The organism is Streptococcus sanguinis, from assembly GCF_013343115.1.
Taxonomy (GTDB): domain Bacteria; phylum Bacillota; class Bacilli; order Lactobacillales; family Streptococcaceae; genus Streptococcus; species Streptococcus sanguinis_H.
Map to the genome: position 1 here is coordinate 1,589,291 of NZ_CP054570.1, position 20,888 is coordinate 1,610,178.

General features: G+C 44.2%; 23 protein-coding genes and 1 riboswitch. All 23 genes read right to left on the reverse strand.

Features of this window, described 5'->3' with window-relative positions:
* Window positions 1–30: 30 nt before the first annotated feature.
* The gene (locus FOC72_RS07595; protein ID WP_002896346.1) at window positions 31–699 is read right to left on the reverse strand and encodes a propanediol/glycerol family dehydratase medium subunit; all 669 of its coding nucleotides are present in this window, start codon (window positions 697–699) and stop codon (window positions 31–33) included.
* 11 nt (window positions 700–710) lie between these two features.
* On the reverse strand, window positions 711–2,372 hold the full coding sequence (locus tag FOC72_RS07600) for a propanediol/glycerol family dehydratase large subunit (protein WP_002896348.1): 1,662 nt from the start codon (window positions 2,370–2,372) through the stop codon (window positions 711–713).
* A gap of 21 nt (window positions 2,373–2,393) precedes the next feature.
* Window positions 2,394–3,098, reverse strand: coding sequence for a propanediol utilization microcompartment protein PduB (gene pduB, locus FOC72_RS07605; protein WP_002896349.1), 705 nt, complete (start codon window positions 3,096–3,098; stop codon window positions 2,394–2,396).
* Between the two features lie 440 nt (window positions 3,099–3,538).
* Window positions 3,539–3,988 (reverse strand): cupin domain-containing protein, encoded by a 450-nt coding sequence (locus FOC72_RS07610; RefSeq protein ID WP_002896350.1) that lies wholly within the window; start codon window positions 3,986–3,988, stop codon window positions 3,539–3,541.
* A 17-nt stretch (window positions 3,989–4,005) separates the two neighbouring features.
* Window positions 4,006–5,100 (reverse strand): ethanolamine utilization protein EutH, encoded by a 1,095-nt coding sequence (locus tag FOC72_RS07615; RefSeq protein WP_002896353.1) that lies wholly within the window; start codon window positions 5,098–5,100, stop codon window positions 4,006–4,008.
* 16 nt (window positions 5,101–5,116) lie between these two features.
* Entirely contained in the window at window positions 5,117–5,398 is a 282-nt protein-coding gene (locus FOC72_RS07620; RefSeq protein WP_002896356.1) for a EutN/CcmL family microcompartment protein, read from the reverse strand.
* Window positions 5,399–5,412: 14 nt separating this feature from the next.
* On the reverse strand, window positions 5,413–6,060 hold the full coding sequence (locus FOC72_RS07625) for a hypothetical protein (RefSeq protein WP_002896359.1): 648 nt from the start codon (window positions 6,058–6,060) through the stop codon (window positions 5,413–5,415).
* A 31-nt stretch (window positions 6,061–6,091) separates the two neighbouring features.
* A complete protein-coding gene (gene eutD, locus FOC72_RS07630; RefSeq protein WP_002896361.1) occupies window positions 6,092–6,718 on the reverse strand; it encodes an ethanolamine utilization phosphate acetyltransferase EutD in 627 nt (208 codons plus the stop codon).
* 23 nt (window positions 6,719–6,741) lie between these two features.
* A complete protein-coding gene (locus FOC72_RS07635) occupies window positions 6,742–7,383 on the reverse strand; it encodes a hypothetical protein (RefSeq protein WP_002896366.1) in 642 nt (213 codons plus the stop codon).
* Window positions 7,384–7,578: 195 nt separating this feature from the next.
* Window positions 7,579–7,854, reverse strand: a complete 276-nt coding sequence (pduA, locus tag FOC72_RS07640) for a propanediol utilization microcompartment protein PduA (RefSeq protein WP_002896373.1) — start codon at window positions 7,852–7,854, stop codon at window positions 7,579–7,581.
* A gap of 55 nt (window positions 7,855–7,909) precedes the next feature.
* Window positions 7,910–8,191: a propanediol utilization microcompartment protein PduA gene (gene pduA, locus FOC72_RS07645; RefSeq protein ID WP_002896374.1), complete on the reverse strand. Its 282-nt coding sequence runs from the start codon at window positions 8,189–8,191 to the stop codon at window positions 7,910–7,912.
* A gap of 34 nt (window positions 8,192–8,225) precedes the next feature.
* A complete protein-coding gene (locus FOC72_RS07650) occupies window positions 8,226–9,704 on the reverse strand; it encodes an acetaldehyde dehydrogenase (acetylating) (RefSeq protein WP_002896375.1) in 1,479 nt (492 codons plus the stop codon).
* Between the two features lie 6 nt (window positions 9,705–9,710).
* Window positions 9,711–10,274 carry a BMC domain-containing protein gene (locus FOC72_RS07655; RefSeq protein ID WP_002896377.1) on the reverse strand — a complete coding sequence of 188 codons (564 nt, stop codon included), beginning with the start codon at window positions 10,272–10,274 and terminating at the stop codon, window positions 9,711–9,713.
* Between the two features lie 15 nt (window positions 10,275–10,289).
* Complete coding sequence (gene eutL / locus FOC72_RS07660) at window positions 10,290–10,943, reverse strand: ethanolamine utilization microcompartment protein EutL (protein ID WP_009659835.1); 654 nt, start codon at window positions 10,941–10,943, stop codon at window positions 10,290–10,292.
* Window positions 10,944–10,958: 15 nt separating this feature from the next.
* Window positions 10,959–11,903 (reverse strand): ethanolamine ammonia-lyase subunit EutC, encoded by a 945-nt coding sequence (gene eutC / locus FOC72_RS07665; protein WP_002896381.1) that lies wholly within the window; start codon window positions 11,901–11,903, stop codon window positions 10,959–10,961.
* 16 nt (window positions 11,904–11,919) lie between these two features.
* Complete coding sequence (locus FOC72_RS07670) at window positions 11,920–13,290, reverse strand: ethanolamine ammonia-lyase subunit EutB (protein ID WP_002896383.1); 1,371 nt, start codon at window positions 13,288–13,290, stop codon at window positions 11,920–11,922.
* Window positions 13,291–13,321: 31 nt separating this feature from the next.
* Window positions 13,322–14,755, reverse strand: coding sequence for an ethanolamine ammonia-lyase reactivating factor EutA (eutA, locus tag FOC72_RS07675; RefSeq protein WP_002896385.1), 1,434 nt, complete (start codon window positions 14,753–14,755; stop codon window positions 13,322–13,324).
* A 113-nt stretch (window positions 14,756–14,868) separates the two neighbouring features.
* Window positions 14,869–16,305 carry a sensor histidine kinase gene (locus FOC72_RS07680; protein ID WP_002896387.1) on the reverse strand — a complete coding sequence of 479 codons (1,437 nt, stop codon included), beginning with the start codon at window positions 16,303–16,305 and terminating at the stop codon, window positions 14,869–14,871.
* A complete protein-coding gene (locus tag FOC72_RS07685) occupies window positions 16,305–16,880 on the reverse strand; it encodes an ANTAR domain-containing response regulator (protein ID WP_002896388.1) in 576 nt (191 codons plus the stop codon). Before FOC72_RS07685 ends, FOC72_RS07680 begins: the two co-directional genes overlap by 1 nt.
* A gap of 24 nt (window positions 16,881–16,904) precedes the next feature.
* Complete coding sequence (locus tag FOC72_RS07690; protein WP_002896391.1) at window positions 16,905–17,249, reverse strand: BMC domain-containing protein; 345 nt, start codon at window positions 17,247–17,249, stop codon at window positions 16,905–16,907.
* 96 nt (window positions 17,250–17,345) lie between these two features.
* Window positions 17,346–18,488 carry a 1-propanol dehydrogenase PduQ gene (locus FOC72_RS07695; RefSeq protein ID WP_002896393.1) on the reverse strand — a complete coding sequence of 381 codons (1,143 nt, stop codon included), beginning with the start codon at window positions 18,486–18,488 and terminating at the stop codon, window positions 17,346–17,348.
* Between the two features lie 310 nt (window positions 18,489–18,798).
* A riboswitch (adenosylcobalamin (AdoCbl) riboswitch) is annotated at window positions 18,799–18,947 on the forward strand.
* Window positions 18,948–19,207: 260 nt separating this feature from the next.
* Window positions 19,208–19,807 carry a cob(I)yrinic acid a,c-diamide adenosyltransferase gene (locus tag FOC72_RS07700; protein WP_002896396.1) on the reverse strand — a complete coding sequence of 200 codons (600 nt, stop codon included), beginning with the start codon at window positions 19,805–19,807 and terminating at the stop codon, window positions 19,208–19,210.
* A gap of 12 nt (window positions 19,808–19,819) precedes the next feature.
* The gene (gene cobT / locus FOC72_RS07705; RefSeq protein ID WP_002896398.1) at window positions 19,820–20,887 is read right to left on the reverse strand and encodes a nicotinate-nucleotide--dimethylbenzimidazole phosphoribosyltransferase; all 1,068 of its coding nucleotides are present in this window, start codon (window positions 20,885–20,887) and stop codon (window positions 19,820–19,822) included.
* Between the last annotated feature and the right edge of the window lies 1 nt (window position 20,888).

Consider the following 20,888-nt stretch of genomic DNA (forward strand, 5'->3'; position numbering starts at 1 on the left):
TCTGATTTCTCCTTGTAGACATCATATGCATTAAATCACCTGACATTCATCAGCTGGTTTTCCTCTTTTAACCAGTTTCGTTTCCTTGATATGCAGCAAGGCTGAGTATGCCTGGTACTTAGGACGAGCCATTTGGTCGTTAAGGGTGGGCACCGGATTTGGTGTTTCACCCTTAGCATACTTAGCAGCATTTTTACCAATCAAACGATAGGTTTCAGGAGTTAACAAAGGTGCCTGCGGGAAGAGTTCCAGATTACTGAGCGGTGGCAAATCACGTTGGTGAATAACCGTTGTTCCCTTAGACTGAACACCGATAGAAATGCCAGAACCAGACAAATGGTCTCCTTCTACCGCTACAAAGGCAACGTCAGAAGAACGATAGACCTTGACAATGCGAGCCTTGAGCCCCTCTTCTTCGATACCAGCCACCAGCTGGCGCAGCACTTCCGTATGAGGAATGTCCACCATTGTCTTCACCTGCTGTTCCCCAAAGGCAGGTCCAACTGCAATAACGACTTCATCCGTTGACTGGCTAGGCTTAGCCACACCAACTGTACGGATAACAGCTTTTTCATTGGACACAGGCTTTGTAACAGGCTTTTCGCTTGTTTCAGCAGCTGTTTCGTTGGTATTGGCGCTCATCTCTTTCATCACTTCTGCAATAATGGAGCGCAGTAAAGTTTCATTTATCTCTGTCATCTTAGCTCCTCCTATACATCACGCGGGTCAATCGCTTTAGGAATGTCTTTGACTTTTTCCCATTCTTCGCCGACCAGGCGATGGCCTGTACCGACACCAACATAGTCATTCGGTGAATTCACCGCTGAAATAACATTCCAATCTCGATCAAAGATAGCAGATGTTTGCAGGAAATCCCCTGCTACACGTTGCTTGAACAAATTGAGCAGCTCATTGGCAACTTCAGGGAAGCCATTATTAGCCAAGGCTTTGATCAAATCAGCCCCTTGAACTCCGCGTTCCAGAATACCTTGAGCAGCCTTGATGTCTTCAACCTTATCCCGCTCTGGCATATCTTTAGAGCCATGAGCATAGGTCGCTGCTTCGACTTCTTCGTCGGTAATCGGCGGCAGGCCCAAGCCTTTGAAAAGAGCTTGCATAACGCGTGCTGCCTTGTTCCGAACCTTCACAACTTCCTCTTCACGTACAGGACGAAGACCACCGTCTACCCGCAGGTCACGTTGCAAGACATTGTAGTCGTCAAAGTCTTCAGCATCCCAGTTAGAGCCGGCAAACATATTGTCATAGTTTGGCGTAGCAGAGTAGCCAGAGTTGATAAAGTCTGTACCTGGCGCAAACTGCATCAAAGTCCGAACAGAGCGACGTAAGTCTGAGTGAGTAAAGGTTTGGTCATTTGATGAAGCACATTCCAAGTCAAGCATGCTGGCAATCAAGTTTTCAGCAACGACCGCCCGAATACCACTCGGAACAGCTGCAGGAATACCGATACAGCTTACTGATCCATTCTGAGTTCCTTGAACCCCAGCCGCTTTCGTGACATAAAGACAGCGAGCTTCTAGATAGAGCATGGACTTGCCTTCGGCTTGTCCCATCTGCACTTCAGACCCTGTACCAGAAGTGAAGCGCATCTTAAGTCCACGAGAGGCATAGGCTGAAGCCAGAAAGGCCTTGGACCAAGGTGTATCATCTCCATCAGTGAAGACATCTTCTGTACCATAAACAGAAATGGTCTCAGCATAGGCCGTAAAGCCACGCATACCAAATTCTAGCTCTGTCGCTTCTTCCAAGGAGCACTGAGTCAGTACCCCAGGACGGCCAACTTGGGAACCAATCATCAGAGACAGGGCATTGAAAGGAGCGTAACGCACTACAGCAACCGTTGTTTCCTGCTCTGCAAAACCACGCAGAGCTCCTTCAGCCGCATCTGCTGCAATCTGCACTGGATTATCATTGACATTAGTGACGTGGGCTTGAGTAGCTGTTTGCTTACGGGTCCGCATCTTTTGCAGACACATCATGATTTCCACGACATTCATCTGATTGACCACTTCAATGATTTTAGCCGGAGTCATGGCCTTGGTCAGCTTGATGATTTCTGTCCGAGGTACATTCGGTGTCAATATTTTATTGGCAATCTCTCTTGAGTCCATCTGAATAACTTCTTCAGCTCGGCTCAGGTCAATCCCATAGTTGGCAATGAATTGGTCAATCAGGTCAAATTCTTCTTTTGGTTTGCCGTCTAACTCAACCACTTTCCCATTTTGAATCTTGATACTGGGTTTAGGATCATTGGGGCTTTCCATAGCCACTAAACCTTCTTCAACCCATTCTTTTACAAATCCATCTTGGTTGATAGGGCGTTCGCTTAATACTTCAAAACGTTTGGATCTCATACCGTTTCCTCCCTCTCACTCTTAAATGTAAGATGGCTGTGAGTTGGTTGGCTCTTCACCCATACTGCCTAAAAGTGCCAGTCCAACTTCACGCGCTGAGATAACTGATTGTCTAACTGCTCCAGAATCCCCACTGATAAAGAGGATGGCTTCGTTTGAGTGGCTGGTACCACCATTTCCTGGAGAAGCATAGCCGACAACAGTAACGTTGGCAGCCTTAACAGCTGTATCCGCCATAACAACACCAATAGCTGCAGGTGCTCCGACAATCAAGCCAAAGGCACGACCGTATTCAGCACCAAAGGCAGTCTGACAAGCATAGCTAGCACGCGCAGTATACTGGAGTTCAATATGCCCTGCATCATTAGCATAAACATCACCAAAGGTTCGATCTACTTCCTTCAAGGTTACTTCTACAGCTCGTCTGACATCTGATACATCTTCGCCACCAAAGATAATCAAACTTCCGTGTCCAGCACCACCCTTAGTATCACGAGGCAGTTCGATTTTAACAATTTCTGTATTGGTTGCTTTGACCGCTTCATCAGCAGCCATGATATGAGGACCTGCACCGGTACGAGCACCGACCACACCGATTGAGCGATAGCTCTTTTCTAGCTTCATAGCATCCAGCACCTGCTGGTCCACATTGGCAATGACAAGTCCAATTGTATCGCCTATCGGATTAACACCGACAAATTCTGTAATATTGCATTTGTTTTCCATAAGACAGCTCCTTTCGCTGACATATATTTTGAAGCGCTTACAATTTTAGGGAATAAGGAAATCAGATAAGAGGAGCACCATAGCTATACGCCTCTTTCTGATTCTTTTTTTTTACTTTTTTGGGGTCAAAAGAATAGATTATTCTAAGGTTTTCTGTTAGAATGAGTATGGTTGTTTTTTAAAAAGGAAGATTTTTCCGCGTTCTCCAAAAAAGCCTAACCAACTTTTTTAGGAATGCCAAGCTAAGCCTACAAGAAATATACTTGACAGGCCTTTCCCTTCAGAAATAACAATCACAGAGACAGATAACAGATGATAAACTTTTCGCAGGGTTGCTCATCTTCTATCTGTTTTTTTATTTTCCATCATTACAGAATGGCAGGACAGCAGGCCGCTGTCCTGCCATTCTAGTAAATCTGATAGTTGAATCTTCCGACAAACTAGCCTTGCCAGTCAGCCGGATAGGTCACATAGATAAAGCGGGCCTTATCTCTGACAGAGAACTGAATGTCGCTGCCTTTAGGGATAAAGAGTACTTCGCCAGGGCCAGCTGTCATGACTTCGTCACCAACGATAATATCAAGACGCCCTTCAATAACATAGTCCACTTCATCATAGTCCAGATGCCAAGGGAAAGTTGTCTTTTCCATGGTCATCAGACCCAAGCCCAATCTTGGGCTTTCATCTAAGGTCAGCAAGTCTCGTGTATAAACTTGATGGCTCGCATCACCTGTATCCAAGCGATCTTCTGGACGAACATCCAGACCAGGCAGGGCGATAGAAGCTACGCCTGCCTTGCTGACTTTCTTCCCACCATCTTTGGTGGCTAATTCTTCCAATAAAATCTTACGAACCAATGTTTCTAGGTCAGAACGATTAATATCTGCCATACTTCATACCTCCAAGTCTAAGCTTCCTTTTTCGTTAAGAAGAAAGCCAGTAATACCGCTGTGATACCGCCGACAAATTTACCAATCATCATCGGCACAATCATTTCCGGTTTTTGACCAGCTGTGAAGCCTAGGTGATCTCCGATAACGAAGGAAGCAGATACGGCAAAGGCTACGTTGATAATCTTACCGCGTTTGTCCATATCCTTCATCATCTGGAACATGGCAATGTTATTAGCCAGAGAAGCTACCAAACCAGCTGCACCAACTTCGTTCATTCCTAGGGATTTTCCGATAGCAGAAAGCGGTTTGTTGGCTACCTTGGTAAAGACAGCTACCAGACCAAAGGCTCCAGCCAAGGTTACGGCAATCGTTCCGACAACTTCAAAGGCTTCCTTCAGTGTCTCAGCACCTTTTGGATAGAGGCTGATGAGCCATTCATTTCCAGTCAGAAGCTGCGCTGCACCAAAGGCCAAACCAAGCGTTGCCAAGATAACAATAATCTGACCAAATACTTCAAAACCTTTAATCATGGCATTAGGTGCCAAAAGCAAACCTATGAAAATCAGAGCAGATACAATGATAATCGGGATAAGATTGACAACCAAGGTTCCAAAAGGCAGACCTGGCACGAAAATTCCTCCAAGGAGACAGCCAATCGGAACAGTTACCAAACCATATAGGATTCCGCGAGCCAAAAGCGGACGGTCATCTTTTTCGATAATACCCAAGGCAACTGGAATCGTAAAGACGATGGTTGGCCCCATCATAGAACCCAGTACAAAGGCAGCAAAGTTTCCTACCGCCGGATCCTGAGCCAGACTGAGAGCCAGAGGAGCTCCTCCCATATCATTGGCAATGAAGGTTGTCGCAAAAATAGACGGGTCAGCGCCCACCAAGCCATACAAAGGCACGACAATTGGTTTCAAGACATCCGCCAAGAGGGGAGCGATTACCATAATCCCAGCCATAGACAGAGCCAAAGCTCCCATAGCCATGATTCCTTCTTCAAATTTTTCACTTAGTCCTAGTTTGCCACCGATACATTTATCCACTGCACCGATCAGCATGAATAGCACCATGATATAAATGATAATTTCATTGATACTCATAACATTACCTTAGTTTCTAATATTCTTCATCACTGTGATAGTCAACCTTGTCAATGATAGCCACAACGACCATATCCACAGGGATATTTGTCTTATTTAGGCTCATCCGGGCAGAACTGCCAGTGGTTACCATTACTTGGTCTCCTTCGCCTGCACCGATGCAGTCGGCCACAATAAGCAGAGCTGGGTCACTTTGATGTTCATTTAGCTGCCGTTCGACCACTAAAAATTTCAAACCATTTAAATTTTCGTCTTTTCTAGTCGCCCAAAGGCTTCCTTTTACTTTACCAACAAACATCTCTACCCACTCCTTTATTCTATGATTTCTATTTTTTGACGTTTTAGATAATCTCTCGCCAAGGCTGTCACAATCATTCCTTTTTCTATTTTAAAGCTTCCGCTTTCAGGTAAGCCCATCTCTCTCAGCCTCTTCTCTGTCAGCAAAACTGGCTTGCCCGGAGCCTTAGTCTTCGAGCTGACTTCTTCTGCCACCGCCCGTTTCACTTCCGGGCGAGGCTCTTCAGCCTGATCGTTTTCTAGGAGTGCTAAGAGTTGGCCTTCTTTATAAAATTGCAGACCGTAGCGAATCAGCTTTTCTCGCTGTCCCTGCAGTTCCTGATACAAGTACACTTTAGAAGATTGCTTGTACTGTTGAATAGCAAAGGCGCTGTCTGATACGAGGACTTTTTTGCCTTTCAAAAGACTCTTTAAAATGACTGCTTCCTCCACCGCTAAAGGGCAAAGGGATGAGAGTCTTAGAAAAGCATCAAAACCAAGCGACTCAACAACAACAATCTCTGCTGTGCAAGAATCTTTTACGACTTGAAAGCCTTCCCCTTCTAATAAGTCAGGAATCTTATCGCCTCCAATGACGTATACTGAGGGTTTCTGAGGCTTTTTCTTCAACTTTTCCATCAGGCGGTCTGTAATCAAATCTACTAAATGATCTAGATTTTCCATTCTTTACCTACCTTTTATTTGCTCATACGACTTATTTTTTAATAATCCGTCCGCGTGTTCCTTTTTTGAAACCACAGGCATTGGCTTCATCGTAGTCAATATGCATATAAGTCGCAAATTTAGGACTAACACGGATGACCACATCATCAAAAATCAGCGGACGAGCACCTTCTACTCTGACTTGTACAATCTCGTGATTTTTTACATTCAGACGTTCGGCATCTTCCGGTGTCATATGAACATGACGCTTAGCTACAATCAGGCCCTTATCCAGACAAACTGCCTTGTCTCCATGAGCCAAGATGACACCTGGTGTTCCTTCAATATCGCCACTTTCGCGAATGGGTGCCTTGGTACCCAGCTGCAAACAGTCTGTCAGGGAAACTTCTACCTGAGAATGTTTGCGAACAGGCCCCAGAATAACCACATTGTGAAAAGCGCCTTTTGGACCGACAACTGTCAGCCTTTCTTGACTAGCGAACTGGCCTGGCTGTGATAGGTCTTTTGCTTTTGTTAATTGATAGTTGGGACCAAACAAGGCTTCCAAATCTTCCTGACTCAAATGGACATGACGTCCGCTCGCTTCTACCTCAAATGACCCCTGCAATTCTTCCTGAACTTTATCAATTACTTTATTTACCAAATTTTCTAAAGTCATTGCTGTTCTTCTTTCTCTTGTTATTAGCTTGCTATCAACCAGAGCAAGACTTCAATTGATTTTAATAATTGAGAAACCTTACAAGCAAATTGATCTCTGTCACCATCAGCAGCCTGCTCCAATTCTTTGCGCAGGAGAGTCGTTTCGATATATGTTTCATAGCAATTCAGCTGCCAAGTCGGTTCTTGGTAACTCATCATAACCGTTTCTTGATCGAGCTGTCGACTGACCCGAATGGCCTGCAATTCTGCATTGCTAGGCAGGTCTGTCTGGTAATCAGAAATATCATCCAGAATATGATGGCCGACGATTTGTTCTACTATGTTCAATAGTTGGCCAACTTGCTCACACTTTTCATCCTGAAAAGCCTGATGCAATTCTCTCTGGTTCTTCAAAAAGCAAGTATAAAGTTTAGTCAGTCTAAATAGTCGTGGATACACAGCAGAGTCCTCAAGGTTTGTAATCGGCACCCTGATAGCATCAGCAGCTGAGGCTGTTTTCCCTTTGGTCTGACCTGAAGAAATAATTCGAATATGGTGATCATTGAGAAAACCTCTGGCTGCTGGCGTCAGTTTTTCATCTTTGTTTAATTCAAAGACACCGTTATCAGCGAGAACGGATTCTCTATAAAGCTTTCTGATCTTAGCTTCTGTAAAAACTGACATGTATTCACATCCTTCTACTCCGTTGATACTCTGTGAAAATCAATCTGATACTCTCCGAAAATCAACATTTCTGTCTAGTATCGGGCTGCTGCCCATAAGCTTCATTTTCACTGAGTATTCTATTTGCCTCAGGGCCTGTATCAGGCCTAAACGCTACAATACAGACCCTTTCAGCAAATATTTATCTGTCCCAGATTATTTGGGCAGAATAACTTCCACTTCAGCATGTGGACGTGGAATTACGTGAACTGAAATCAATTCACCAACATTTTCAGCTGCAGCTGCTCCAGCATCTGTCGCTGCTTTGACTGCACCGACATCACCACGAACCATTACAGTTACCAAACCAGCTCCGACTTGTTCTTTACCAATCAAAGTTACGTTAGCGGCTTTGACCATTGCATCAGCTGCTTCAATTGCGCCGACGAGTCCTTTTGTTTCTACCATTCCTAATGCATTTGCGTTTGCCATGTTTATTTCCTCCAATTATTTTCTTGTTTTTAATTTTATCCGAAAGTCTGTAATCTTATTCTTGATGAGGCAAGATTACTTCTACTTCAGCATGTGGACGTGGAATTACGTGAACTGAAATCAATTCACCAACGTTTTCAGCTGCAGCTGCTCCAGCATCTGTCGCTGCTTTGACTGCACCGACATCACCACGAACCATTACAGTTACCAAACCAGCTCCGACTTGTTCTTTACCAATCAAAGTTACGTTAGCGGCTTTGACCATTGCATCAGCTGCTTCAATTGCGCCGACGAGTCCTTTTGTTTCTACCATTCCTAATGCATTTGCGTTTGCCATGATTGTATCCTCCAATTATAATGTTTAATATTGACTATTTTAGTTTTTCCAATACGCGTTGAACCAACAAGGTTACCAGTTCTTCTTCGTTTGATCCGTCAACTGCTACTGCTTTTGGTTCTTCCACTGCCATATTTTCTGCTTGTCGCAGGTCTGACAGTTCTGATGTACCGTAAGCTACACGACGGATATTGAAGAGATTGAGCGGGCTGACATTATCAGATGTCGCGCTGCCTCCCACAGCTCCACAACCCAAAGTAAAGGCTGGGAAGAGACCAGTCGTTGCACCGACACCACCTAGAGCTGCTGGCGTATTAATCAGCAGACGAGATACTGGTTTTTTCAGTGCAAATTCACGAATAATTTCTTCGTTTTGACTGTGAATAGCAAGAGTGTGGCCTGCACCTTCATGATGCAAGATCTTAATACTCAGCTCACAAGCTTCCAACCAGTCCTTGACAGTGTAGAAGCCCAAGACCGGAGCCAGTTTTTCCATAGAATATGGATACTGCTTGCCGACGCCTGTTTCTTCTGCAATCAAGACCCGAGCATCTGCTGGAACTGAAATACCAGCTAACTCAGCAATCACTTGCGGTGTTTTACCAACCATCTTCGGATTCATCGCACCACTCGGCTGGATAATGAAGGAGCCTAGTTTCTTAGCATCTTCTGCTGGAACAAAGTAAGCACCTTGTTTCTTGAACTCTGCTACAACTTTTTCCTTCATATCTTCTTCGACGATGATAGACTGCTCAGATGCACAAATCACACCATTGTCAAAGGTTTTAGAATCCAAAATCTGACGAACTGCTTTTGGCACATCTGCTGTTCTTTCGATGAAGGCTGGACCATTACCAGGACCTACTCCGATTGCTGGTGTACCAGATGAGTATGCTGCTTTGACCATGGCATTTCCACCAGTCGCCAAAATCAGATTTGTATCCTTGTGTCGCATCAACTCATTTGTAGCTGCGATGGATACCCGATGAATCGCACTGATGGCTCCATCCGGACAGCCAGCTGATTTAGCAGCTTTCTTGATGATTTCCACCGTTTCCTCAATACTCTTAAGAGCATTTGGATGAGGAGAGAAGACGATACTGTTTCCTGCCTTCAAAGCGATCAAAGCCTTATACATAACCGTTGAGGTCGGGTTGGTTGATGGAATCAAGCCAGCAATGACACCGACTGGAACCCCAACTTCCAAGACTTTCTTTTCCTTGTCTTCGCTGAGAACCCCAACCGTTTTCATATCCTTGATTTCTTCAAGAATACCTTTGGAAGCAAGAGCATTTTTCAATACCTTGTCTTCCCAGCGGCCAAAGCCAGTTTCCTGAGCCGCCATTTTAGCTAGGCGTTCACGCTCATCATAACAAGCTTTCGCTACTACTTTTACAATGGTATCAATTTGCTCTTGGCTCATTTTAGCAAGTTCTGCTTGGGCTTTCTTTGCATCCCGAATCAAATTCCTTACTTCCTGAATTGATACCAAATCTTTATCTTCTAAAAACATCCGCAATTACTCCTCTCGTATTGTTTCCATCAAAGTCTCAACGAGAAGTTTCTTGTTGGCAAATTTGATTTCTTTCTTGCTGAGACGGATACCTTCTTGATGATAGGCAAGGCTGCGTAGTTCGACGACTTTTAGTTTTTCCAGTTCTTCTCTGGTGTAGGTCCTTGTCTCTCCTTCAAGCTTCTTTGCTGGTTCAGCCTTAGTTTCCTTTACAGGCTGAGGCTTTTCTTCGATTTTTTCTGAAGGGATTGTTTCCGCCGTAGAAGCAATCTCTTTTTTAGTTGTTTTACTGTTTCTCTTTGGTACAAAGAGAAGGTCTGTCTGATTATCCAGCCTAGAAATTACATGGCTGGCCAGATAGTAAGGTTTATCCTGTACCAACTCAACTGCTGCATCAACCGCTGAGCGGACTGCACTGACATCGCCTATTAATTGAACCGTATTCAAACCAGCTTTGACCGTTTCAATATTAAGCAATGATACATTGGCAGCCTTCAAAGCCGCATCTGCCGCAACTACAGCACCTAGATAACCTTTTACTTCAATTAAACCTAGTGCTCTATCTGCCATTTAATCAACTCCTAATCAATAACTTTTAGGATCATTTGCTACTGCGATGACTGCATTCGCAAATGCGTCGCAGGCAGCTCGGCATGCTGACTGTGATCCGACTAGAAGTCCGCCGGCAAAGTTGGTTTCACTCGGTGGTCCATAGAAGGCACCAACTTGCACATCTGCCGCTTTCAAAGCTGCATCCAGTGCCACCATAGCTTCACCCGGTGGAGCAATCAAGTAAGCAATTGCTGTTCCTTCTTCTGCATTAGCACCCTCTGACAGGTAAGAGCCCGCACGAGAGATACAATGTGCAAAATAAGGAATGCTGTCATCATCATTGGCACTGTAGAAGCTAGCCCCATTTTCGATTTCATAGACTGCTACATCCAGACCGCTGCGAACTTCTTCTGGGTTTGGACCAGCCAAGATACCGATGACTTCACCAGCCAGCTTAGTCGAAGCGTTACCTGCACCAGCATACATACTGCGAGCATAGACCACTTCAACATCTGCTGCCTTGGTTGCTTCATCCAAGGCTACATAAGTGACATCATCACAGTCAGAAGTGATAATTCCCAGGCTTCTGTGATGTGGTTTCAGCTCCAAAGAAGCTGCCAAACCTGCATCCACGTTTGAAATCAGAAGGGCACTTAATACATTTGCACCTAATCGATCATTTTTCAAAGCCACTACCTCCTATTATTTCAAATCAATTCCTGATTTCTTATTATCAAGAATCTTCTTAATGATTTCTGCTACATAGGCTCCAGCTTCAACGGCTGGTGTTCCGCCTTTATGAATATTGGAAACAACGGTCCGTTTCGCTTCTGGCATACCAACTGTTGGCTTGTAAGCCAGATAAGCACTCATAGACTCAGCTGTTACCAGACCTGGACGCTCACCGACCAGCATACAGATAACTTCTGCTCCAGTCAGTTCTGCGATTTGGTCCATAGCCGCAACACGAGCATGCTTGATAAAGAGTACTTCACCAAAGTCCAGTCCGAACATTTTCAGACCTTGCTTCAGAGCTGGCAGGAAGTCTTTGACGTTGGCCTCGATAGCTGATGAGCTAAGACCATCACCAACGACAATCTGAACTTTGGCATTAGGTTTGCATTTTTCCTTGATAATAGCCTGCTGATCTTCTGGGAAGACCCGGCCAAAATCTGGACGTGTCAAGTATTCATCTTTAGTAGTCGCCTTAGTCTGTACAGGAATGAAGCCCATTTCCTTGATAAAGTCATCTGAGACATAGGAGAAGACCGCATCCTGAGCTGCCGCATGGTCTGCACGGAAACGCAAAACACTTTGTGTTTTGTAGCGATCGCCTGCTCGCCATAAGCCCAGACGTGCCGGAGTAAATTTCTTAATCTTCCGGTAAGCTTCTTCATTGATGGCATTTGGAACCAAGAACTGCTCCTGAATATCTACTTCCGTTATATCCGGAATGATGCCATCTTCAATCACTGAAGTGTCTTGTTTGACTTCTTCCTGCAGAGAAACTGTAGGTTTGGCTTCCTCTGAAACAGGAGGTTTTTCAGCTTTATTTTGTTCAGTTGCTACCGTTTCTTTAGCAGCTGAGGCACCGCCCATCTCATTTAACAATGAGCGAATCATTTCTTTTAATTGCAATTCATCCACAATGATTTCCTCCTTGCTAATTTGATCTCATAAAGATGGAGCCATCGCCGCCGATTTCTGTCAGGTGGCCATCTTCCATCAAGCCCATCTTTTCCATCCACTCTTCAAATTCCTTGATCGGACGTTTATTGAGAAGTGAACGCATGGTTGCTGTTTCATGGTAACCAGTTGTTTGATAGTTAAGCATGATATCGTCACCATGAGGAATCGCCATGATGTAGTTAACATTAGCTGCTCCGAGAAGAACCAAGAGATTTTCAGCATCGTTTTGGTCAGCCTTCATGTGGTTGGTGTAACAAATATCACACCCCATTGAGATACCGGTCAGTTTGCCCATGAAGTGATCTTCCAAACCAGCACGGATAACCTGCTTAGAATCGTAGAGATACTCAGGTCCGATGAATCCAACAACGGTATTTACCAAGAATGGATCGAAGCGTTTAGCGAAACCATAACAACGAGCTTCCATAGTCACTTGGTCTGCTCCATGGTGAGCGTCAGACGAAAGTTCAGAACCTTGACCTGTTTCAAAGTACATGACATTCGGTCCAGCAGCTGTTCCCACTTTCAGTGCTGTATCCCAAGCTTCTTGAATGATCTTAGCATTAAATCCAAAAGCTTCATTCCCTTTTTCAGATCCGGCGATAGACTGGAAGACCAATCCTGTTGGAGCACCTTGATTCATGGCTTCAATCTGAGTGGTAACGTGAGCTAGCACACAGTGCTGAGTTGGAATCTTGTACTCTTCAATGAAGTCGTTAAACTTATGCAAGACCCGCTTAACGCTTTCTACTGAATCGTCTACCGGGTTCAAGCCCAAGAGAGCATCCCCACATCCATAAGCAAAACCTTCCATAGTAGACGCCATGATACCGTCTGGATCGTCTGTGGTGTGGTTAGGCTGAAGACGAGAGGAGAATGTTCCTGGCATACCAATCGTTGTATTAGCATGTTTGGTAATGATAATCTTATTGGCAGCGACAATCAAGTCCAAGTTGGTCATCAACTTAGCGACTGCTGCTACCATTTCAGAAGTCAACCCACGAGACAGCCACTGAATGTCTACGTTCTTAGTCTTGTTATCCAAGATCCATTCACGCAGCTCTTCTACTGTCCAATTCTTAATCTTTTCGTAAGTACGAAGATTGACATCATCAATGATAATCCGTGTTACCTCATCTTCTTCATAAGGAACTACTGGATTATTGAACAAATCAGATAATTTCAGCTGAGCTAGTACAACCTTAGCAGCAACGCGCTCTTCGGCAGATTCTGCTGCTACTCCCGCTAGCTGATCCCCTGATTTGTACTCATTGGCTTTGGCCAGCACTTCTTTTACGGATTTAAATTCGTAAAGCCGACCAAACAATTTTGTTTTCAAAATCATGGATTACTTCCTCCTTAGTGTAAATAAAAGTTTAATTAAACACCAATGTTTTCACGACAATTGGTAGGACCGATCCTTCAATGACTGGATTACCAATATCGATATAGTCGCCATTTTGAACATCCACTGAGTCAATGCAGACAAATGGATAATCCTTAGGCAACTGAGCAAAGAGACATTGACCTAGAACCTTGGCCATATCTTCTCTGACCACTACTAGCAGCGGAATTTTCTTTTCAATGCTTTCGCTCATTCCACTGACAATAGCCTCTGCGTATTCCAAAACCCGGGCGAAGCTTGGGCTTTTTTCTCCATTGATTGCCAAAGCCACCTGCTGGACTTCATTTTCCAGTGTGAACCAAGCTACCTTGTCCTTGATAATCTGCTGCAGCCCCTCCTTATCCTCATGCTCATCAGAAGCTGCCAGTTTGAGAACTGGAATGTTCTTAATAGGAAGGATATCGGAGATGTAGGTAATGGTACTGCCGCTGACATCGGTCGTATGGCTGCCGGCTCCAACAACGGTTGCCCGAATGGTCTCAGCTGACTGGATGACCTTCTTTTGTTCAAAAATCTTGGACTTTCTCAGCGCCCTGCCTAGCAGGATACCGATATCCCCATAGCGAAAATCATCCGCCGAGGTCGTTTCCAAGTATATTCCATCAGCTACACCACCAGAGAAAGATACGCAGTGGAGATCATAGTTCAACTTGAGACCGTGGTTGGTCTGTAGAAGCTCATAGTAAGGACTGTGATTGTCAATTCCTACAGACTGTTCTAATACGGAGACCATTTCTTGAATCAGCCGATCCAAATCAGCCCGATGGACCGTTTCACCAACTGCCAGCTGAAGCCCCTGCTCTGCAATGATCGTTTGCAGTTTTGGAGCAATATAGCTAATCCGCTGGGTCTGCGGATCGATTTTTATCAGCCGACCTCCGATATCAAAACATCCTGTATCAATCACATCTCCTTCTCGGAAGGCTGCCAGATTGGAAGTCCCCCCACCAATATCAATATTGACTACTGATGTATGATGCTCTTGAGAATATTGATGGCTGCAGGCCCCTTTACCAGCGATGATACTCTCAAGGTCTGGACCAGCAGTCGCAACAACAAAGTCCCCAGCGTAGCCACTCAGTGCTTGGAGCACCTGACTGGCATTTTCCTTGCGAGCTGTCTCACCAGTAATGATGACTGCTCCCATCTGAATATCTTTTTTCTGAATGCCTGCTTTCGCATACTCATTCAGAACAAAGTTTTTGATCTTATCTACCTCGATCAAAAGTTGATCCGAAATTGGTGTGAAGATAATTTCACTTTTATAAAGAACTTTTTTATCTGTAATATAGACACGAGGAATAGTAAACACAGAAGCAATATTCTCGATGGTAAGCTCTGACAAGATCAGCTGTGTAGTGGCTGTCCCGATATCGAGCCCCACACTCAAAATTTTATCTGACATACTAAAAACCTCCAAAAAAAGACGCTCAAAGCAATGCAAACAAACAGAGTTCATTTACATTCTTCAAGCGTCATTGCTTTTTTCGACTGACATCATTGTTAGTCTGGTAGTATTTATTTTTTAAAACGAATGGTCGTTGTTGTCCCCTCATGGTCTGAGTGGATAGACAAGGTTCCAAACAATTTTCCTTGGACAAAGCGCTCCACCAAGAGTAGACCCAGATGATTCTCAAAGGAATGCTCTTGATTGTAACCGCTACCATTATCCAGTGCTTTTAAAGTTATTATATCATTTTTAAGTCCAACCTGCAAATGGATTTGCGGTTTTTCTGGATTTTTTTTGTCCTTAAAAGCATGTTCATAGCTGTTTTGCAGTAATTCATTGACGATTAGCGCCAGTGAAGTGGCCCGGCTGCTATCGAGACAGAGTTCCGGTTCCAGGCTATAGGTAAGGGTTATTTCCCTATGCCCGGAAAAACAACGCTGAACATTTTCGATAACTCTCTTCAGCAGATGCTCAATCTGAATGCTGTCATCCTGCTGAGAAGACAGGAGCTCGTGAGTCGCCGCTATGGAGAGCACACGATTCATACTGTCATTAAGAGCTTTTTTGGTGTCTGCTCCTGGACTTTGCTGAGCCTGTAGTCGCAGCAAAGAAACAACGGTTTGCAAGTTATTCTTTACCCGATGGTTCATTTCACGAATGGTAGTTGTATGGGTTAAGAGCTGTGCTTCCTTTTCCTTGATGTCTGTAATATCCTTACAGATCATGACCACATTTTCACTCTCAGCCAGCAGATAGCGTTTGACCAAAAAGCAATAAGTGCCATAATGTACCTCAACTTGGTGAGGTTTTTCTTGAGGGGCTTGCGGTCCCAGTTGCTGGATTTCTTCAAAAGTCAGACTGTCTAAGACCAGATTGCTGTAGTGCATTCCCTCAATCGAGTCCATATAGCCCAGTTTATGGCGATAAGAGTCGGCAGCTGCTTGATTGAAATACTTGAGATAGCCCTGCCGGTCAAAGACCAGACAAGCTTCATCTATATGATCAAATAAAACAAACTGCTCTTGGGCTGAAATCTCAGGAGTGCTCCGTAACTCAAAACCGCCGTCCTCTTTATCTAAAGAAAAGTGGTCCGGTAAAGTCTGAGGAGCATTTCTTTCGATAATCAGCGTTCCGATGACGCGCTCTTCTCTCACTATCGGAAAGACCGTCTGATGGATGGCTAAGCCCTCCTGCGATCTGGCTGAAAGCCCAATCGAAGGAGCGCCCGTCTCCAAGGTCCGGATAACACCTGGCTCATTTTCCAGGTAAGCCATAGCACCTACGACCGAGTTTTCGTACAAGCTGAGCTTGCTTTCCGGTTTTTTGTGAAAGATAACAATGGCATGTTCTGAAAAGATATTCTTTACGTCAATGAAGACATCTTCATTGGCATAAGCTGAGTTTTTCAATAATTCATCAGCCTGTTGGACAAGATGCTCGATATCAGCCTCATCCAAATTTGTCTGTTCCTGACAAAGCTGCTTTATCTTATCTTTATACATCATTACACATCATCTTGGAGCACCAGCAATTTGGCAATCTCAATCATCGGCACTCTCTTTTGCATACTAATTGTCCGAATGCGTTTGAAAGCTTCTGGCTCTGACAAATGATCACGAGCCATCAGCAAGCCTTTAGCCTTTTCAATCACAATCCGATCGTCTATTTTTTTAGACAGCTTGACCATTTCATTGGACATCTGCTGAAGCTGACGGCCCTTCTCAATGCAGACCTCTACCATTGGAACCAAGGACTTGGCATCCAAAGGTTTAACCAAGTAAGCACTAATTCCATTGGTTTTAGCTTTTTGAACATAGTGTTCATCACTGTAGGCTGACAGTAGAATCACACTGTAGGCTAAAGCATCTTCGAGTATCTTCTTACCCGCTGTCAGGCCATCCAGAAGCGGAAGCTTGATGTCCATCATGACCAAGTCACAACGATATTTCTGACACAAATCAATAGCCTCAAAGCCATCGGATGCCTCAGCCACCACTTCATAATCAGCTTCTTCTAATATATTTCGGATATCTAATCTTACAATTGGATCATCATCAACAATTAGTATTCTGCCCTTCATACTTCCCCTCGACAGTTTGATTTTTTATGTCCGCGTTACGACAGTGCTGGAGAAGCCTAAAATCTCTTCCAGACCTTGTAAAACGGCAATGAGAGCTGCCTCAACAGAAGAAACGTCACCTGTCATCACGACAGAGCCGCTGAAACGATCCACAAAACCAATTTGAACATCTGCAGCCTTGGTCGCAATATCAACCGCAATGATAGCCGCTTCACTCGGAGTGATCGTCAAGATTCCAATCGCATTCTTGATTTCTGCCTGCAATCCCAATTTTTCAAAAATGACTTCATCAGGATTAGCGATAAGGTGCGCCAAGGTCACTTGTTTCCCAGGAACGTATTCCTGTATCATTCTTTGTTTTTCTTCCAATTTAGTAAACCTTCTTCATGATTTTAAACCTTCAGAAGTGTACTGCACGCTCTTAATCATTATACAATAATTTTGGCATAACAGCAATTCAGAGGATTAAAACGCTTTCTCTAATACTTTAAGCAGCTCTTCTGCCGTAGGGACACGAGGGTTAGTCGGAGTACAGCCATCATGCAGAGCAGCTTCTGAAATTTCTACCTTGTACTGAGCAAAAGCATCTGCTTTCACACCATATTCTCTTAGAGAAGTTGGCATCTCCAGCTTTCTTTGTAGTTTCTTGATGGCTTCAACCAGCTGTCTTACTCCTGACACAGGACTTGAAGCACTGCATCCCAGTAGTTTGGCAATATCCTGATAGCGGCTCGCTACAGTCTTGTCTGTCGCCTGCCGGTTCCGATTGTTGAATTCGATACCAGCATTATACTGAATGACATGGGGCATTAAAATACTGTTTAAACGACCATGAGGCACATGGAACTTAGCGCCTGCCGCATGTGCCAGACTGTGATTGATACCCAAAGAAGCTGTATTAAAGGCCATACCTGCCAGAGTGGATGCTGCATGCATCTTTTCACGCGCTTCTACATCCTGACCATTTTTGTAGGCTTTAGGCAGGTATTCAAAGACCAGCTTGATTGCCTTTTCAGCCAAGGCATCAGAGAAGTCCGTAGCCTTGGTCGATACATAAGCTTCAATGGCATGGGTCAGTACATCCATTCCAGTGTCAGCCGTGATGTTACCAGGAAGTGACAGAACCAAATCCGCATCTAAGATCGCAACATCCGGAAGGATTTCTTTGGTCACTAAAGGATATTTGGTACCTCTCTCTGCATCCGTGATGACAGAAAAGGACGTTACTTCAGATCCAGTTCCGCTTGTTGTAGGAATGGCGATGAGAATAGCCTCTGAGAAGGCACCCTGCTTCTTGGCAAAATAATACATAGCCTTGGAAGCATCAATGGCAGAGCCTCCGCCAATAGAAAGCACAATGCTGATTGGCTTGTCTCCTGCACTCTTGATACCAGCTACAACCGTTTCGATTGGCGGATCAGGCACAATGTCTGTGAAAACAACAATGTCATTGCTGTCATCAAAGTTGGCTAAAATAGCATCCAACGTGCCAGATGTCTTCAAAAAAGGATCGGCAACGACTAAAATATGCTCGTTTTTATAATGGCTTAATTGCTGCAGAGCGCCCTTGCCCACATGCAATTCAGTCTTATAGGAAATCTTATACATCTTTTCTCCTTTCTGTTGTATCTATTTTTAAACAAAAAGAAGCTATATGAAAATAAGACTGTTCCCCTACACACGTCACAGCATTTTCATATAGCTTCATTGCTTATTTATCTTCAGTACCCCTTTGTACTATATTGAATTATAACACAAAAGCGCTTTCATGGCAATGAAAAAGTCATTAATATAAGAAGTTTTTAGTGCCGCTTCTCTTTTCAAAAACAAGCTTGTTTGAAGGATTAAATTTTTATTAAAATTTGATTCGTTTTCCTTGTAATTACCTGTGAAAGGTGTTACAATCTAGTTACTAGGAAATTGATTTTAGTACTTTTAAGGATATGGAAGTCTGGTGCAAATCCAGCGCGGTCCCGCCACTGTGATAAGCTTTTCAGCTTTAAGTCAGGTCTTTATTCTTAAATTTTAGTAGATTTCATGCCTCGATGTAAGGTAGTGATGTCAGTTTGGAACAAACATTTTAGCTTAGTTTCCATTATTGACTCTACGTTTAAGTACGTTAATTTTCTAAAGATGAGGTTTCACTTGTCTTTCTGCAAAGGAGCAGAGTCAATAATTGGAAAGCTAGTGCTAATCAACGAAGCTTAGCATGAAGATACAATGATGTATAGGCGGCTTTCTTTTTTAGAAGATTAAAATAAGTTCTGTCCTTCCAAGACTCAGTAGGAGTCAATTTGGAAAGACAGAACTTTTTCTGTTTCTTTTTGTCACTGGCGTTTGCTTGCCCAACGCTCAACATCTGCCTTGGTGATATTGTGGAAGACCTTAGCACCTCTTTCATAGGCGATGTCTTCTTGGTTTTTAGTAAAGTTGATTACTCGAGCCAAGGCAAAGAAATAATCTGATAGACGATTGACAAAAATCAGGACATTATTGTTAATTTCTGTAGTCCACATAGCCCCTACGATATGGCGCTCTGCCCGTCTTGCAATGGTCCGAGCCACATGAATCATGGAAGCAATCTCGTCACCGCCTGGCAGGATAAATCTTTCCAGAGCCGGTGGAATTTCTGCGTAGGTATCAATCCTCTCCTCAATCCAGTCAATCAGCTGCTGATCGACCTTATAAGGGTAAACTCCCTTAGGAGTAGAGAGGTCTGAACCACAGTCAAAGAGATAATGCTGCAGCTGGAGCAGCTCATCTCTCAGCTTATCATCCTTGTCCAGCTTGGTAATGGTATAACCAATCCAAGAGTTCAGCTCATCAATGGTTCCGTAAGCATTAACTCGTTCTGCATCCTTGGCAACACTTTGACCGCCAACTAGCTTAGTCAAGCCCTTGTCACCTGTTTTTGTATAGAGTTGCATATTTTTCCTCCTTTAAGTCACATTTTTGCGAATATCAACATAATCTTCTTCTTTCAAGCTGCCTTCAGCAAAGGTTGGCATGTGCTCCATGGTATAAACAGCATTTTCCAGCAGAAAGAAAGCCAAAGGACAGCCTGAACCTTCACCTAGCCGCATGTCCAGCAAAAGCATGGGCTCCAGTCCTAGAAAGTCACTGACCAGTCTGTAAGCAGGCTCCGTCGAAGCATGGGAAGCAAAGGTATAGTCCAAGACATGAGGAGTCAGCTGATGGGCAATCAGAAGCCCCGTTAGAGAGATAAGGCCATCCACTACACAAGGCAGCTGATAGCGGGCACAGGCAAGATGAGTGCCTGCCATAGCCAGCATATCCAGCCCGCCAAGCTTAGCTGTCAGATCCAGAATATCTCCATAAGGAGCGTGACAATCCAAACACTGCTGGATAACAGCTGTTTTATGAGCCTTCATATCCTGAGTCAGACCGGCTCCATAGCCTGTGACATCTTCTGCTTTAAGACCGAGAACTGCCGCAATGACAGCAGCCGAGGTGGTGGTGTTGCCAATCCCCATTTCTCCAGTTCCAAAGAGACGATAGCCGTCTTTGATCAAGGCCTCTGTCTTCTTGTAGCCGACTAGAATTGCCGCTATAGCCTGCTCGCGAGTCATGGCCTGCTCCTTGAGCATGTTACGCGTCCCATGACAGACCTTGTCCTTATTTTCCTCAAAGATATCCTTCTTGCAGCCAATGTCTACCAGGCAGATGTCTGAACCTACATGTTTGGAAATAGCGCACAGGCCTGACTTCCCTGCTAGAATATTGCGAGCAACAGTATAGGTCGTTTCTTGAGGATTGGCAGAAACGCCTTCAGCCACAATGCCATTATCTGCCACGTAGACGAGAACAATCTTCTTCTCTAAATCAATGGGACCAGAAAACATGGCATGCAAGCGAGCATAGATGGTCTCGAGTTTCCCTAAGGAGCCTGGCGGCTTTCCTAGCTGATCACAGTAGCGCCGGCCTTCTTGAAGCTTGTCTTTGTCTATCGGAAGAATCTGCTCAATAATTTTTTCTAAGTCTTTCAAA

Bases quoted from the DNA above. Each gene is read 5' to 3' on its own strand.
- FOC72_RS07655 (WP_002896377.1), bottom strand. From the start codon at position 10,274: ATGGCAGATAGAGCACTAGGTTTAATTGAAGTAAAAGGTTATCTAGGT.
- pduA (WP_002896373.1), bottom strand. From the start codon at position 7,854: ATGGCAAACGCAAATGCATTAGGAATGGTAGAAACAAAAGGACTCGTC.
- FOC72_RS07620 (WP_002896356.1), bottom strand. From the start codon at position 5,398: ATGTTTGTTGGTAAAGTAAAAGGAAGCCTTTGGGCGACTAGAAAAGAC.
- FOC72_RS07685 (WP_002896388.1), bottom strand. From the start codon at position 16,880: ATGAAGGGCAGAATACTAATTGTTGATGATGATCCAATTGTAAGATTA.
- FOC72_RS07680 (WP_002896387.1), bottom strand. From the start codon at position 16,305: ATGATGTATAAAGATAAGATAAAGCAGCTTTGTCAGGAACAGACAAAT.
- FOC72_RS07670 (WP_002896383.1), bottom strand. From the start codon at position 13,290: ATGATTTTGAAAACAAAATTGTTTGGTCGGCTTTACGAATTTAAATCC.
- FOC72_RS07695 (WP_002896393.1), bottom strand. From the start codon at position 18,488: ATGTATAAGATTTCCTATAAGACTGAATTGCATGTGGGCAAGGGCGCT.
- FOC72_RS07600 (WP_002896348.1), bottom strand. From the start codon at position 2,372: ATGAGATCCAAACGTTTTGAAGTATTAAGCGAACGCCCTATCAACCAA.
- FOC72_RS07700 (WP_002896396.1), bottom strand. From the start codon at position 19,807: ATGCAACTCTATACAAAAACAGGTGACAAGGGCTTGACTAAGCTAGTT.
- FOC72_RS07595 (WP_002896346.1), bottom strand. From the start codon at position 699: ATGACAGAGATAAATGAAACTTTACTGCGCTCCATTATTGCAGAAGTG.
- FOC72_RS07615 (WP_002896353.1), bottom strand. From the start codon at position 5,100: ATGAGTATCAATGAAATTATCATTTATATCATGGTGCTATTCATGCTG.
- FOC72_RS07625 (WP_002896359.1), bottom strand. From the start codon at position 6,060: ATGGAAAATCTAGATCATTTAGTAGATTTGATTACAGACCGCCTGATG.
- FOC72_RS07650 (WP_002896375.1), bottom strand. From the start codon at position 9,704: ATGTTTTTAGAAGATAAAGATTTGGTATCAATTCAGGAAGTAAGGAAT.
- eutA (WP_002896385.1), bottom strand. From the start codon at position 14,755: ATGTCAGATAAAATTTTGAGTGTGGGGCTCGATATCGGGACAGCCACT.
- FOC72_RS07610 (WP_002896350.1), bottom strand. From the start codon at position 3,988: ATGGCAGATATTAATCGTTCTGACCTAGAAACATTGGTTCGTAAGATT.
- pduB (WP_002896349.1), bottom strand. From the start codon at position 3,098: ATGGAAAACAAATGCAATATTACAGAATTTGTCGGTGTTAATCCGATA.
- FOC72_RS07635 (WP_002896366.1), bottom strand. From the start codon at position 7,383: ATGTCAGTTTTTACAGAAGCTAAGATCAGAAAGCTTTATAGAGAATCC.
- pduA (WP_002896374.1), bottom strand. From the start codon at position 8,191: ATGGCAAACGCAAATGCATTAGGAATGGTAGAAACAAAAGGACTCGTC.
- eutD (WP_002896361.1), bottom strand. From the start codon at position 6,718: ATGACTTTAGAAAATTTGGTAAATAAAGTAATTGATAAAGTTCAGGAA.